The organism is Psychrobacillus sp. PGGUH221 (assembly GCF_042055255.1).
Classification (GTDB): Bacteria; Bacillota; Bacilli; order Bacillales_A; family Planococcaceae; genus Psychrobacillus.
The window spans coordinates 364,000-380,059 of the sequence record NZ_JAQMHQ010000001.1; the positions used below are offsets into that span (position 1 = coordinate 364,000).

At 35.1% G+C, this 16,060-nt stretch carries 14 protein-coding genes; all 14 read right to left on the minus strand.

Annotated features, from left to right (window positions below; all coding sequences use genetic code 11):
- Positions 1-5: 5 nt before the first annotated feature.
- The 14 genes from galU to PGC35_RS01785 all read right to left on the minus strand — a co-directional run bounded on the left by galU (position 6) and on the right by PGC35_RS01785 (position 15,972).
- Complete coding sequence (galU, locus tag PGC35_RS01720; RefSeq protein ID WP_056827700.1) at positions 6-869, minus strand: UTP--glucose-1-phosphate uridylyltransferase GalU; 864 nt, start codon at positions 867-869, stop codon at positions 6-8.
- Positions 870-905: 36 nt separating this feature from the next.
- Complete coding sequence (locus tag PGC35_RS01725; protein ID WP_375217936.1) at positions 906-1,973, minus strand: glycosyltransferase; 1,068 nt, start codon at positions 1,971-1,973, stop codon at positions 906-908.
- The gene (locus PGC35_RS01730) at positions 1,970-3,085 is read right to left on the minus strand and encodes a glycosyltransferase (protein ID WP_375217937.1); all 1,116 of its coding nucleotides are present in this window, start codon (positions 3,083-3,085) and stop codon (positions 1,970-1,972) included. Before PGC35_RS01730 ends, PGC35_RS01725 begins: the two co-directional genes overlap by 4 nt.
- Positions 3,082-4,377 carry an oligosaccharide repeat unit polymerase gene (locus PGC35_RS01735; RefSeq protein ID WP_375217938.1) on the minus strand — a complete coding sequence of 432 codons (1,296 nt, stop codon included), beginning with the start codon at positions 4,375-4,377 and terminating at the stop codon, positions 3,082-3,084. The genes PGC35_RS01730 and PGC35_RS01735 overlap by 4 nt, the downstream gene beginning before the upstream one ends.
- 234 nt (positions 4,378-4,611) lie before the next feature.
- Entirely contained in the window at positions 4,612-5,676 is a 1,065-nt protein-coding gene (gene wecB / locus PGC35_RS01740; protein WP_275784675.1) for a non-hydrolyzing UDP-N-acetylglucosamine 2-epimerase, read from the minus strand.
- Positions 5,673-7,271, minus strand: a complete 1,599-nt coding sequence (locus tag PGC35_RS01745) for an asparagine synthase-related protein (RefSeq protein WP_375217939.1) — start codon at positions 7,269-7,271, stop codon at positions 5,673-5,675. Before PGC35_RS01745 ends, wecB begins: the two co-directional genes overlap by 4 nt.
- 13 nt (positions 7,272-7,284) lie before the next feature.
- Positions 7,285-8,700 (minus strand): lipopolysaccharide biosynthesis protein, encoded by a 1,416-nt coding sequence (locus PGC35_RS01750; RefSeq protein ID WP_375217940.1) that lies wholly within the window; start codon positions 8,698-8,700, stop codon positions 7,285-7,287.
- Entirely contained in the window at positions 8,701-9,432 is a 732-nt protein-coding gene (locus PGC35_RS01755) for an acyltransferase (protein WP_053590339.1), read from the minus strand.
- A gap of 12 nt (positions 9,433-9,444) precedes the next feature.
- A complete protein-coding gene (locus PGC35_RS01760; RefSeq protein WP_056827714.1) occupies positions 9,445-10,761 on the minus strand; it encodes a nucleotide sugar dehydrogenase in 1,317 nt (438 codons plus the stop codon).
- Between the two features lie 316 nt (positions 10,762-11,077).
- Positions 11,078-12,091: a Gfo/Idh/MocA family protein gene (locus PGC35_RS01765; RefSeq protein WP_375217941.1), complete on the minus strand. Its 1,014-nt coding sequence runs from the start codon at positions 12,089-12,091 to the stop codon at positions 11,078-11,080.
- The gene (locus tag PGC35_RS01770) at positions 12,088-12,825 is read right to left on the minus strand and encodes a hypothetical protein (RefSeq protein ID WP_375217942.1); all 738 of its coding nucleotides are present in this window, start codon (positions 12,823-12,825) and stop codon (positions 12,088-12,090) included. Before PGC35_RS01770 ends, PGC35_RS01765 begins: the two co-directional genes overlap by 4 nt.
- A gap of 84 nt (positions 12,826-12,909) precedes the next feature.
- Positions 12,910-14,022, minus strand: coding sequence for a DegT/DnrJ/EryC1/StrS family aminotransferase (locus tag PGC35_RS01775; RefSeq protein ID WP_053590343.1), 1,113 nt, complete (start codon positions 14,020-14,022; stop codon positions 12,910-12,912).
- Positions 14,023-14,235: 213 nt separating this feature from the next.
- Positions 14,236-15,300, minus strand: a complete 1,065-nt coding sequence (locus PGC35_RS01780; RefSeq protein ID WP_375217943.1) for a glycosyltransferase family 4 protein — start codon at positions 15,298-15,300, stop codon at positions 14,236-14,238.
- A 258-nt stretch (positions 15,301-15,558) separates the two neighbouring features.
- Complete coding sequence (locus PGC35_RS01785) at positions 15,559-15,972, minus strand: hypothetical protein (RefSeq protein WP_053590345.1); 414 nt, start codon at positions 15,970-15,972, stop codon at positions 15,559-15,561.
- Positions 15,973-16,060 lie beyond the last annotated feature (88 nt).

Consider the following 16,060-nt stretch of genomic DNA (forward strand, 5'->3'; position numbering starts at 1 on the left):
CCGTTTTATTCTTTCAATTTATTCTTCAAATAAGCAAGTAACGGTTCTTTTAAATCGTCACGCTTCAATGCAAAGTCAAATGTTGCTTGTAAAAATCCAAATTTATCTCCAACGTCATATCGTTTTCCTTCGAATATGTAAGAGTAAATAGATTCTTTTCTTAGTAATGAATCAATTGCATCAGTTAACTGAATTTCACCTTTTGCATCGGGTTGTACTTTTTCCAACTCTTCAAAAATACCTGGTGTTAAAATATATCGTCCAACGATTGCTTGGTTGGATGGTGCATTTTCGATAGCAGGTTTCTCAACTAATCGTTTAACTGAAAATAAATCGTTTTCTGCTTCACTGTAGTCTACAATTCCGTACTTATTAACATCTTCTGTCGGCACTTCATTAACCCCAAGAATACTGCTTTCTACCTGTTCATACTTATTTATCATTTGTTTTAATGCAGGAACTTCTGCATCAATAATGTCATCTGGAAGTAAAACAGCAAATGGTTCATTACCGATAAACTTTTTCGTGCACAGAATAGCATGTCCTAATCCAAGTGGCTCTTTTTGACGCATATAATGAATGTCCACTAAGTTAGAAATGTTTTCTACTGTTTCAAGTAACTCTAGTTTACCTGTTTTTTTCAAAAGCAATTCCAATTCAATCGATTTATCAAAATGATCTTCCATCGATTTTTTATTGCGACCGGTCACTATAATAATATCTTCAATTCCAGAAGCGATTGCTTCTTCAATAATATATTGTAAATTTGGTTTATCTACAATTGGTAGCATTTCTTTTGGCAATGCTTTTGTTGCAGGAAGGAAACGAGTTCCAAATCCTGCTGCAGGAATAACCGCTTTTTTAATCATGTTCATTCCCCTTTTCATTTATCAGTCAGTATTGAATCAAAAATATTTATTATATAAAGAAAGCATATAATGCGCATTATCTATCCAGCTATAATTTTCTTTTACATGTTCCACTCCAGCTTTACCCATTGAAGCTCTTAGGTCACTATTTCTAGCTAGCTTTTTAAATGCTGCTGCTAGCTGATCTGGACTATTTTTATCCGTTACGATCCCAGTTACGTCTTGAACGACTACTTCTGGCAAGCCACCAACATTGGAAACAACAACCGGTACACCACAGGCCATTGCCTCAACTGCTGCTACACCGAAGCTTTCACTATCCTCTGTAGAAGGAACAGCAAAAATAGACATTTTACGAATGACATTAGGTACTTCCGTATTTGGTACTTTTCCAGTGAAGGTTGTAACCTCATCAATACCTAGATCTTTTGCAATTTGCTCATATTCTGGTCTTTGTGGGCCGTCACCTGTAATAATAAGCTCAGAATTCGGAAATTCCTTATGGAACAACGCAAAGCCTCTTACTAAATCGGCAATACCATATTTGTCTTCTAGAGCTTTAACTGTCCCAACGATAATTTTTTCGTCCGCTTCAGCTACTTCATCAGAAGGGTAAAATTGTTCAATATCTACACCAAAAGGAGTTACTTCTACTGGACGATTTGTGTATAGATTAGTTTCTTTCGCCATAACACGACTTGTGGAACAAATAGCAGTTGCTTTACTTAACGTAAATTCGATTAGCATTTTATTTAATCTGCCTTTTTTAGGGAAAACAAAAATATCTTTTCCCCATACGGACACAAAATACTTTTTATAGTTAACCATCGCACCTAATAAGCCGTAGCTTGATACAAAGTGTGAGTGTAAAATATCTGGATTCCAATCTTTTAGCATCTTTTTCAAGGCTGGTGCTGCCGCCAAGTAGGAAGCTTTACCAGGTAATACTTTTGGTAAAATTTCTGTAGGTATTAGTTTAGCATTGTCTTCAGAGTAATGATCTTTAAATGTATACACTTTTACTTCAATACCTTGTGACTGATAAAACAAAGCCCATTTTTGTGTATGAATTGATTTACTTGGAGCTAATAATGCTATTTTCATTTTATGCCTCCTATCAGCGCATGCGCCGCTTGTTCGGCACGTTCATTCCATGCATGCTTCTGTAAAAACGATTGTTGAATATTTCTTTTATATGTTGAAAAATGTGGTTTGATTGATTGCATTCCTTGAACGAGTCCTTCTGCATCGTCAGTCGTAATAACTCCATATGGACCTGACTGGATAAAGTCTTCTTGTGCGGAACAATTTGTTGCGATAATTGGTAGACCTGCAGTTAAATATTCCACTAGTTTTATCGGAACAGCAAAATCATTGTAGATTGATCTTTTTCGAGGAATAAAAGCAAAGTCTACTTCTTCATATACTTGTTGTAGTTCTGCACCACTAACATGCTTTAATGAAATATAATCTTTGTTTATCTTTTCTTTATCTTCTTTACTTAATTGGCTAAACTCATCTTCACGACAAACAATTATTAATTCACCTAATACACTGTCTTTATTTAACAGATTGTAAGCCTCTACTAGAGTTGGCAATCCATAATCATCATTATTAATCCCACCAACATAGATTCCCTTAAACGGTTGTTGAATCTCATTTGTATTTACACGAATTTCAGCAAACCGTCCACCTGGTGGAAGTGCCATTTTTTCAGTGCGTATATTTACATACTGCCCCATTGCATCGCTTGGTAAAAAAATTGTATGCACATATTTTTCGTAAAACTTTTCTTCCATTTTATAAATAGTTTGCATGACGAATTTTTTCAACCCTTTTAATGAATAAAGTTCGTCAAACTTCCAATAGACATCTCGATAAAAAACACCGATCGGTACATTAAGGTTCTTCAATGTTTGAAATACATCTTTATCTATTTTCCAATCCTGTGGTCTATGACCTGGATCGGTTAGCCAAAGAGGTATTGTTTGGTTTTCCGAATAGCAAAACAATGTTTGCTCGTGTTTTTTCTCTTCAACAATCTTGTTCCAAAGCACACGTCTTTCTTTACTAGTTCCAGATATAACAATCATTTCAAGTTCATACTTTTTTGCATAAGCTTCAAATGCCTTCATCATTTCAACTGGTCGTAATGCAGAGCCACTTTTCGGGTTGGAAGCGACTGTAAAAGGATAATAAATAATAATATTCTTCATGCCTTCACTCTTTTCTTCTTCACTTTGCTCATCAGAAAACTCCATATTACCGTAAAGTATTGCTCTAAAATATATAATCCAGCTAAAACAACTGTCGTCATAATCCAAATTGGGTTAAATAAGAAATCGGAAACCCCACCGACAAGAGTTCTTGGAATATTAATTGTAAAATATACAAATAATGCGATGACAACTGGTGTTTTTCTTAATCTCAAAAAGAGCATATAAATGATTTGAATGATTGCCGCAACGTAAATAATTGCAGCGATGACACCAAAATATCCATACATAGCAAAAGCTTCTGCTAAGAATATTGTATTTAATACTCCACCAGTTCCTTTATCCACATTCTCTGGAAAAACGTTTTCCATCATCATTCGAGCAGAACGAACTTGTTCAATATCAAAAAAGCCGATGATAAAAGAAGGAAGTCCTTTTGCTTCTAATAAAGATAGTGAATGAGAGAATGTATCTAAATGCAAAAAGAATGGTGAAATTTGCGCCAAGATTATTCTTCCGATTGGACCAGTATTATAAGCTAAAAAGCTTTCTACCTCTGTCACTCCTTGTATAGCAATATACATAACGACTAACAGTACTGTACCTGCTATTAGGTATCCACTTATCTTTTTCCAATTAAGTTTTAAGCTATTTGAAAAAACTCTCGTAAGTATTAACATGATGACATAAAAGAAGATTGGAGATTTAGCTAAATCATATGTAGAAATTAATACTGAAAATATGAAAAGCGTAAAAAATAGTGTCTTCCAAATTAATTCTCTTGTTTGAATTGCATATACATATGCAATTATCGATAGTATTGGCGTTAAAGCAATAGCAAAAATATTTCGTATATACACGTTTCCACTAAACCCTCTTGATGCATCAATACGCATCTTAGCAAGATCCTCTGTATTTCCCTTTAATAGTTCAAAAATAGGGACTGAATGCGTTTTTAATAAAGTATAAGCAACAGCTAAAACAGATATTGCAGCAAGAGCAGTAAATGCAAGTTGAAATATTCTCTTATTCTTATCTACACTTGTACGAACGGGTTCATGTAGGTATCGTTCAAATTCTAATTGTGCATTAAAACCAAAAAGTCTCCCTACAACTAGCTGCGTAAGTGGGAACAAAATCATTAATATCGTCAATAAAACAAATCCAATGATCCGATATTCCTCATGGTCCATTCTTTTGATCATATAATAATCATCTATTCCTAATGCGATTAATAATCCGCCAATATAACTGGAGATAAGGAATGAATAATAATATATTATAGAAATCATATTTGGCTTTACAAGAGAAAGGCTTCCAGAAACCTTTTGGAAAAGGTATGTGGAAGCCACCACAGTAAAGAGCCATATGCTAAAAATTAACAAAGCTCACACCTACTTTAAATTCATCAATTACTCCTCGGGGCAATTGCGCAAGATTTTTAACGGGCTCGCTCAATAAGTTCCCCATCAAAAATTTGTTGCATCCGCTTGAGGCTATAACTCAATTCAGCTTAGGTTGCTGAATTAAGCTGTATATTCCTTTAGTAAAGCTAACACTTTTTCAGCTGTTTTTCCATCTCCAAAAACAGGGGTGTAAGATGGAGTCACTTGCTTTTGTACAGCTTCAACTATTTTAGTCGTATCTGTACCAGTAAGGATATTCGCGTCTTCTATTAGTGTTTCAACCCACTCAGTTTGATCTCGTACTGTCACACATGGAACTTCGGCAAAATATGCTTCTTTTTGAACACCACCTGAATCAGTTACTATTTTTTTCGCGTTCATTTCTAAAGAAAGCATATCTAAATAACCAACTGGTTCAATTACTTGTAAGTTAGGAATTTGGTCCAATTGGAATCCATAATCCTCAAGTTTTTTCTTCGTGCGCGGATGGATCGGCCAAACTTTATTGTCAGGAATTTGACTAAATGCATCTAAAATTGATTTCATACGATCAACATCATCCGTATTTTCAGCACGGTGAATCGTAATGAGTAAATAATCTTTTGCTTGTAATTTTTCACGCTCTAAAATAGAGGAAGTAGATTCCGCAAGTGTTTTATTGTATAAAACTGCGTCATACATAACATCACCAATATTATAAACGCCATTCGTAATGTTTTCGTTTGTTAAGTTTTGGATAGCAGTATCTGTCGGGCAAAGAAGCAAGCTCGACACATGATCTGTTAAGATACGGTTTACTTCTTCTGGCATTTTCATATTAAAGCTTCTAAGACCTGCTTCGATATGCACGATTGGAATATGAAGTTTTGCCGCAGCAAGTGCACCTGCAAGTGTTGAGTTAGTATCTCCATATACAAGTACAAAATCCGGTGTTTCTGTTAAAATAATATCTTCAATTTTAGCAAGCATTTCGCCAGTCTGCTTTCCGTGATTTCCAGAACCAATACCTAAATGATAATCTGGTTTGGGAATGTTCAACTCGTCAAAGAAGATATCAGACATATTTGCATCATAGTGTTGACCCGTATGCACGATAAGCTCAGTAACCTCTTCTCGTAACACACGCGAAACAGGAGCTGCTTTAATAAATTGTGGTCTTGCCCCTAGAATGGTAAGAACTTTCATTTTGTAATCTCCTTTATCATTTGAATCATATCTTTTACGATAAACGAATTGATATTGTATGGATGCTCGTATTTTTGACCATCTCTTTTAAACGTTAGTGATTTGACGTATTGTTTATACGTTGGATAGATTCCATACCACTCCATTGGTTCATCAAAATATTTTCGATAAAGATTTTTCATTCGATATATTTTGCGCAATAAAGGATAGAGTAATCCATATTTATTTCTCATCGAATTTTCAGGACCCGGCTTTTCTGGTAATGGATAATAATCCGGATACATTTTGTGCAATGTGTAATCGTACAAATATTTTTTATACTTCAAATCAACTGGAACCTTACTGAAAAAGTGAATCAATCGGTCATCCCACAATGGAATCGACCATCCTTGTCCAAAATATTCATAAACTCTAACAGAGTTTATAATAAACTTTGATTGTCTTTCTCTCCAGTTCCACTCATCAATAATAGAAGTCACACGCTCATTCGTGTAATTTGAGTAAACTTCTATATCTTTTATGAGCCCTCTACCAATAGTAGTCGAAGCATAGCTTTTCTCACCTGAAAGCTCCCATAATCGAAAGTGTTTATTCATAATAAAGGTTTGAATTTCACTTACTTCAAAATCTTTATTCACAATCGATTCGTATGGTAAATGTCCACCAGCCAAGTAATCTAATGAGTGCCCTGGTAAAAATACAGCATCCTTTAGATTTTCCTCTTGAACTAGAAGCTTCGTACTTGGAAAATCTTGAAGATGCGCTACAGAAACTCCGTTACTTGAATACACAACATAGTCTTTCCAATCTGGTGATCGATACATTTCTTCCCACATCTTTTTATCATAAGCGAAATATTTCCACTTTAGCCCTAGACGATCCGCAATTTGCTTACTCACTGTGGACTCTCCATTACCGGGTCGACCATATGTAAAGGTAGTAATAGAATCTTTCAACCCTCTTTCCACCAACATAAGAGCGATCAATCTTGAATCATATCCACCACTTAGTGGAATGACAATTTGTTTACCTTGCAATCTATCTGCCAAATCGTCAAACAATGAATGAAACACATGTTCAAGCTCTTCTGCAAATGAATCAATGGATTCTGGCTCTTTCTCCAACACATACGAATAATAATAAGTTTGCTTCGCTTGATCCGTCAATGTGACTGTTGATACAGCAGGCACTTGGTACCATTTTTCATACAATGTCTTATCTCTAAAAACAAAGCCTGTAACAAGAAACTCCTCTTCCGATTCTTTTCTCAATTTCATGCCTTCATGAGGCTCGATAAAGTCTTGGACTATCCAGTTTCCTTCTTTATCTGTTGAATAAAAAAGTGGAATGGATCGTTTCATATCCGTAACAAGCGTTGTTTTGTTTTCATTCGTAAAAGTTAAAGCATATTCTCCGTTCCATCGAGCAAACTCCATGGAAAAAAGATCATCATTGTTAAATAGGCTCGTAAAATTTTCATGGGTGACATATTGATTTTCATAGTAGAAATAACCTCTAAAAAAACCTTCATACCCCACACCTTTAATAGGATAAAAATCTTTATGCCTAAGGTTAGTTATACATTTTTTCGACATGTCTTTTCCCCCATTACTTTCTGTTCACAAAATATTTATCCATTCGAACAAGTAGTATTAAGATAATAAATACTATCCATACTCCTACAATTAACCAGCTATTTAAATCTTCTAATTGTACATATACAATGCTAAGTGTTGCCGCTATTAACCAAAATATTGTCCAAGCCATTTTAAATCCTGAGAATGGAACATAGTAAAGCTTTTGACTTTTGCGGAACACTATAAATAATGCTAAACAATATGATCCTACATATGAAATAACAGTACCCCATATTGAAAAAATAGGTACGAATATAAAATTTAATATTAACGAAACAACTGCCGCGATTCCAAATGCGATAGAAATATGTTTCGTCTGTTTCGTGTAAAATATCCCTGTTGAGACAATCATATAATAAAAACTTAAAAATGTAGCGATAGAGATTGGTGCTACATATTGAAACGCAATTCTAAATTTTTCTGGCATAACCATAATAATCCATGGCATAGCAGTAGCTAATAGTAAAACTCCTAAACTACCTATCAATAAGAATGCGGCATATAAAGTAGAAAATAACTTTGGACTACTTTCTTTATCTTTTAGTGACATTGAAAATGGTCTCCAAGCTAGTTGTATTCCACTAGTCAGTAAAGTAATGAAAGTAGCAAATTTAATAGCTGTACCGTAAATCCCTACATCAGATATTGTTGCATATGCTGTTAAAAAGTAATTATTTGCATTTGCGATTATCCAAAAAGCTAAAGATGCAGGAACCAAAGGAGCGGCATAAACTAAGATTTTCTTTAAAATATTCCAATCAAACAAAGGGCGTAAGTATACTCTTACTGGTCTTATTAAAACTAATACAATTATTCCTACACTTATCAATCGTGCTAATAGTATACCTTCAAGTGAAGTCCAAACGAACATTAAGAAGAGAATAGAAACGATGGCTATCAAAAGCATCTTTCCAACAGTTGTAGCTACCACTCTCTTAGTATGAAATTCATATCTTAAAATCGTTAATACTAGTGTCACTATAGTGTCTAAGCAAAGTGTTCCAAGTGCAATATAGAATAATTGAGAGTATCCATCAGAGTCTAATAATATTGAAGAAAGCCAATCTCCACCAATTAAAAATACGACGAATAATAAGATAACCATCGTTAATCGGAAAGTCATGACGGAACGAACATATTTTTCGCGTGTTTCTTTATCTTTATACTCAAAATAATAATATGCTAAAGCCGAATCGGTACCAAATATCACTAAGAAAGTAAGCATGGATACATTAGTATCGACAAGCTGAAGCAACCCGATTTGCGATGTATCATCTAAATAATGGGCATATAAAGGAAACAATATAAAAGCGATGAGCTTCGTTCCTACATTCATAAATGCGTAAAGGAGCGAATCCGCTCCTAAACGTTTTAGCTGAGAAAACACTTAGAGAAGTTCCTCCTCAGGTACATTTTTCAAGAATTTTGCAGGGAAACCTTTAATGACTGTTTTTTCTTCCGTATCTTTTGTAACAATTGCTCCAGCTGCAACAAATGTTTCTTCTGCAATTGTAATTCCAGGAAGAATAATTGATGCTCCCCCAACGCGAGCTCCTCTTTTTACAGTTGCACCTTTAATTTTATCAAAACGTGCTTCTGTTCTACCCATAAAGTTATCATTTGTTGTCGTCACACATGGTGCGATGAATACTCGATCTTCTAAAGTAGAATGCGCTGTAATATAAGAATTCGATTGAATTTTAGTACGGTCACCAATTTTCACGAAGTTTTCTACTGTAACATTACGACCGATTATAACAAATGAGCCAACTTCAACATCTTCACGTACAGTTGCAAGGTCAGCGATTAGTGTACTTTCACCAATCACTGCACCTCTATATATAATTGTATTAGCTCCAACAGTACATTCTTTTCCAAGTTGTAGAGGCGGAATTTCTTTTGTAATTTGCATCGTGCTAGTTTTAGCAGGTTTCGGTTGTTTTCCTACTACAGCTCCATCATCAATTGTTGTACCATCACCGATAATTGAGCCAGCATGAATCGTTACACGATTACCTACTCGAACGTTGTTACCAATTTTCGCGCCTTCTTCAATGACTGAGAAATAACCAACAGTTGTATTTTCGCCAAGTTCAGCAGTTTCATGTATAAAGTTCATGTTCACAGCTCCTTATAGTTTGATATAACGATTTGGAGTTTCAATACCTTTAAATGCATTACGAGTATCAAAAATTACTTTTGATCTTTTAGCGATGTTTTCATAATCAAAAGCAGTATGATCTGTTGCTAAAACTACGATATCTGCCTCATCTAGAAGTTCATCCGTTAATTCAGTCGTTTCTAAAACTTGACCATTTACTCTGAACTTCCCTACATGCGGGTCAACCGTTTTGAACTCTGCACCATGGTGTAATAACAATTCAACCAATTTTAATGATGGAGATTCGCGCATATCATCGATATCTTTTTTATAAGCAACTCCAAGTAATAATACTTTTGCGTTACGCAGTGCTTTACCTTCATCGTTTAATATTTGCATTGCTCGAGTTATAACATAGTCTGGCATAGAGTTATTAATTTCACCAGCTAATTCGATTAATCTTGTGTGGTAGTTATATTCTCTAGCTTTCCATGTTAAATAGAAAGGATCGATTGGAATACAGTGTCCACCTAGTCCAGGACCTGGGTAAAACGCCATGAAGCCATATGGTTTTGTTTTTGCAGCATCAATAACTTCCCAAACGTCAATTCCCATTTTTTCACATAAAATAGCCATTTCGTTTGCAAGAGCAATATTAATATGACGGAAGGTATTTTCAAAAATCTTTTCCATTTCAGCAATTGCTGGGCTGGATACTTTATGAACATCTCCATCTAAAACACTGCTATAAAGTGCAGCTGCTACATTTGTACATTTTTCCGTTATACCACCAACAACTTTTGGTGTATTTTTTGTATTAAAGCTTTTATTACCTGGATCAATACGTTCTGGAGAATAAGCGATGAAAATATCTTCTCCAACTGTAAATCCTTTTTCTTCTAATGCTTTTCTAATAATTTCTTCTGTTGTACCAGGATACGTTGTTGATTCTAGAACTACTAATGTACCTTTTTTAGCATATTTAGCAATTTCATTCACTGAGCTTTCAACGTAAGAAGTATCAGGTTGTTGGTAAATATCTAATGGAGTTGGTACACAAATTGCTACGGCATCTACCGAGCTAATAGAACCATAATCAGAAGATGCTTTTAAGTGACCTGACTCTACCATATCTTTTAAATCATTATCTACAACGTCTCCAATATAGTTAATACCTTCATTAACTTGTTGTACTTTTGATTCTTGTACATCAAATCCGATTACATTGTAACCAGCTTTTGCTTTTTCAACAGCAAGTGGTAATCCAACGTAACCTAATCCGACAACACCAATTGTAGCTGTGTGATTTTCAATTTTTGTTAATAGTTCTTCATAGTATGTAGACATAATTGTCTCTCCTTTATTATCAATAAGAATGGAAAACTTGTTTTTTCATATGCACCATTATTAATATGGCATCTGCAACATTCTAACGCTTCTTTAACCGATTAGAAAGTAGAAAGTATTCTACTTAGTAACTGTCTAGACTTCAGGCGCCATCAGCTCGAGGTCAAATGCCAATTTTCTCCGGTGGCGGAGGAACTGCCTCCTAGGCCCGCACGATGCGGGTCATGTCTGCTTTGCCACAGGATGTGGCGAATTTGCAGACCTCCCAAAAAACATTAGCTTGTCGCTGATAAGCAGGCGCCTTTCGCTTTTCCTATTAAGAGAAAGTGATACGTTTTCCTGTTTCGGACGATTCAATAATAGCTTCGATTAAACGAACTGGATTATATCCGTCTAAACCACTTACAGCTGGCTCACGATTTTCATTTATTGCAGCTACCATATCCTCAATAATACAATCGTGTCCTTTTTTACCCCAAGGATCGTTTTGTATACGTGATTTTAATGATTCTACTTCCTCATCTTTATAACCTTCTACATCCCACGTTTCAATATATAAAGCATTTTTCCCACTAACTTTCACACTAGCAGTTTCTCCAAAAATGGAAAGGGATTCTTCAAGGTTTTGAGGATAGATGGTTGTAGCAGCTTCTATCACGCCAAGTGCACCACTTTCAAATTCGACAATTCCAGTAGCAACGTCTTCTGTTTCGATATCACGGAATCTTGTTGCGACCAAACCTTGAACCGATTTCACTGGGCCCATAAACCATAAAAGCAAATCCAGATTATGTATTGCTTGATTCATTAGAACGCCACCGTCAAATTTTTTCGTTCCTCTCCACGGAGCTTGATCGTAATATTCTTGTCCTCTGTTCCATCGAACAGTTGCATTTGCATGGCTTATCTTACCAAAACCATTAGCATCCATCAGTTTACGAACTTCCATAATTGCTGGACGGTATCTATTTGGGTGAACAATTGCAAGTTTTACACCCTCAGAGTTTGCTACGTCCATCATCTCTTTCGCATCTGCTGAATTTAAAGCCATCGGTTTTTCTGTAATTATATGTTTTTTATACTTTGCAACAATTTTAGTCAAATTAGCGTGAAGACCAGATGGCACACAAATATTCACAACGTCAATTTGAGGGTTGTCCGCAAGCATTTTATCTAAGTCAGTATATTTTAATACGTTTTCATCATCTATTACTAGTCTATCTGGGTTTGTATCACAAATGGCAAATAAGTTTGCGCCTTCTGTATTGCGAATAGCAGCTATATGTTTATCTGCGATGAAACCCATACCTACAATTGCAAATTGAATCATGCTCTTTTACTCCCTCTTGCTTCTAAAATGTATTTCCATAAAGATAAAATAAAGATTGTCAATAATAACCCTAAGACTAATCCTGCAATCGCACCTTCTAAACCATAAGATTTAGTTTTTACAACGGATGTTTTTGCCAACTCAGGATGTTCGAATGCAATAATATCATTTCTTACACGTTGCTCTGTAGCCATTGCATTTGTTAAATCCATCTCAGCAGCACTCAATAACGTAGTGTAATTATTAATAACTGTTAGATTATCTGTACTCTCCAAGGCAGCTTTATAAGCTTCGATAGTCTTATTTAGAGTCTTAACACGTTCAGATTGAGCAACCGCATAAGCCTCTGTACCAGCAATAATTTTATCATTTTGAGCCATTAATGCTTCTAATAACTGATCATTAAACTGATTGAGCTCTTTTGTTACTGTTTCCTCATTTTCACCGTATACCTCTGTCTTAATATAACTTCTAGTTGGTACAAATACTTCCGCTTTTCCCGAGAAATTTTGACCATACTTAGCCATAATATGGTCTGGATTTGTTAAAGCTTCTAGTTTCACTGAACCAGTGAATACAGTACTTTTACCAACATAATCACCATCTTTTGGAATAAGCATTGAACCAAAATAGCCTAAAATAGCTACAATTAATGGGATAATGATAAACCATACTTTCTTTCTCCAAAAAAATTCTAATGAATCGTATAAACGATAACTTTTATTTTCCGTCATTTCACTTCTCCTTCAAAAAACATCTAAATATAGGCAGGTAGAGGGAAACGTGTTAACGTCCCCCTCTACCAAATTGCCGTTTTATTATTTCGCAAAAAACTCAGCAATCTTCTCTACAACGTATTGTTGTTGTTCCTCTTTTAATTCTGGGAACATCGGTAAAGAAAGTGCTTGATCTGCAGCTTTTTCTGCTTTAGGGAAATCCCCTTTTTTATAGCCTAAGCTTTCAAAAACAGGTTGAACATGCAATGGTAGAGGGTAATAAATCATCGTTGCAACACCGTTTTCTTTTAAGTAAGCTTGTAATTCATCACGGCGTTCAGTCAATATTGTGTATTGGTGAAATACGTGATAGAACCCTTCTGCTATTACAGGTGTTTGAACATGTTCAGACACTTTTTCATTTAGTAAGTTTGTGTAGAATTCTGCATGCTCTCTGCGTTGTTCACCCCATTTATCTAAATGAGGGAATTTCACATTTAATACAGCAGCTTGTATCTCGTCTAAACGGCTATTATACCCAAGAACGCTATGATAGTATTTTGGTTTACTACCATGTACACGAATTACTCTACTTTTTTCAGCGATATCATCGTTATTTGTAACGACCATTCCACCATCACCATATGCACCAAGGTTTTTAGTCGGGAAGAAACTATATGTAGCTGCATCTCCTAATTGACCAACAGAATATTCACCTTGTTTAGCTCCAATTGCTTGAGCTCCATCTTCAACTACAATTAGATTATGTTTATCAGCGATTTCACGAATGCGCACCATATCTGCCATTTGACCATATAAATGTACCGGAATAATCGCTTTTGTTCTATCTGTAATATGTTTTTCAATTTCTGCAGGATCAAGATTAAATGTTACTGGATCAATATCAGCATAAACTGGAGTTGCTCCAGCTCTTACAATTGCTCCACCTGTTGCAAAAAATGTAAAAGGTGTTGTAATTACTTCATCTCCAGCACCAATTCCAGCAGCTTGTAGAGCAATATGTATTGCGTCACTACCATTTCCACAACCTATACCATGAGAAACATTACTATACTTAGCGATATCCGCTTCCAGTTTCTTCACGTTATCACCTAGAATAAATTGTGAACTACTCATAACACTATCTAATGCTTCCAATACTTCACTTTTTAAAGATGCATATTGCTCAGATAAATCTAACATTGGTACTTTCATTTCGTTTACACCAACCTATCATTAAATTAATTATATATGTGAAAAGCACAAAATCCCTTTTATAGGTAATTCTCTTTGTCTGATTGAAAACACTTGTCATTCGAGGCAACCTAAGTTCGCGACATCCCTGTCGCAACGGTTGCATGACCCACATCGTGTGGGCCCGCGCGCTGCCTCAATACAACAATAAAACGCTTCTCATCAGTCAAAAAGCTAGTTGCGCTTATACCCAACAACCTTCCGGAACACAGAAATAATTGGTCGATAATCTTCGTTAACAAGACCAATTTTTTCTGCAATAATTTCAAACGCGATCAAGATAAAGACAAGGATAAAAATTGCCCATCTTAACGTTAACGTTTCAAAAGTAATGGCAGCGATACTAAATATTAAACCAAATCCATATATTACTAATACCGTATCTCGATGTGATAAACCAAGCGCCAATAATCGATGATGCAAATGTGATTTATCTGCAACCGATATCGGCTTTCTATTTACAAGTCTGCGTATGATGGCAAACGATGTATCAAAAATTGGTACTCCTAAAATCATAACTGGTACAACAAAGCTAAACAATGTCACACTTTTGTACAATCCTAATAACGATAGAATAGCAATAGCATATCCTAAAAACATAGATCCTGTATCACCCATAAAGATTTTCGCTGGGTAAAAGTTGTGAAAAAGAAATCCAAGTGTACTACCTAACAATATTAAGGAAAGAGTTAATATTAACATTTTATCTGCTGAAAATGCCAGAAATGCAATACTAGCAAATACAATAGAGGAGATACCTGCTGATAACCCATCTAAACCATCTATTAAGTTGATTGCATTTGTAATTGCCAAAATCCAAAATAATGTAACGACATATGAAAATATCCCAAGATCAAATACACCTAAAAATGGAATATTTAACACTTCAATTGTTAGACCACTTCCCATTACTGCACAAGCAGCAAGAATCTGGCCTAATAATTTTATTTTCGCAGAAATTTCATATTTATCATCTATTATTCCCAAAACAATGATAATCAATGCACCAACCATAATACCAGTTATTTTTGCTTCATATAATCCTGCCACAAAATATCCAACTGTAACTGCAATGAATATTGCGAGTCCACCTAATCTTGGCATCACGTTTTGATGAACCTTCCGTTTGTTAGGTTTATCTACAGCTCCAATTTTATGTGCCAGTTTTATAACGAGTGGAGTAACAGCGATAGCAGTTACCAGGGATACGATAAAAGCAAGAAGTAATTTTATATCCAAAAATATCATCCTTGTCTTTTTATTTAAGTTTCCTTTTTATTTCTACTCAACCAATAGACGAATCAGCAACATGAAAGTTTCCTCAATTAATGATTATACTATAAAAATAGAGTTGTAACCAAGTTTAATATAAATAAAGAAAAGACTGACTTTTCGCTTCATTATAAGCGATAATCAGTCTTTTCTATACACTCCATATAAAGGTGAATCTTTTTACTTACTTACTTTACTCCTCAGTAACTAGCATATTTGCTGTTCTCATGAGAAATCTGGCCAATTTACTTGAAACTCGTCTCCATCAATTTGCTCAAGGGTACGATACTTAAATGGTAGCAATTCATCCATTTCTAATTCTTCCATTGCGTTTTCAAGAGGGTATAATTGAAAACTATCATCATCTTCTACAATTAAATAAGCACCTGCAACTTGTCCCTTTTCTTTAATGTTGATTCGTATGAAAGCAGGAAAATACAAATCATTTTTGGACTGAATAATAGAAGATGCAAGAATTACATTTTTACCATCTTGCACTACATTGTCTTGATCAATTTTTTCAAACACTTTTAGAGCCCATGCTTGGCGTTTGTAATAACCAATTACTTTTGGTGCATGTTCTTCTGCCGATGAACTAGGTGAATTTTTACCCACCTTATTTTTTTCTTCCGAAGCCATGTATTTCCCTCCACAGTTAGCCAAAATCCATACTAATTACGTTAGCACAAATCCAATTTCTTGGCAACAGCTACTACTTTTTACTTAT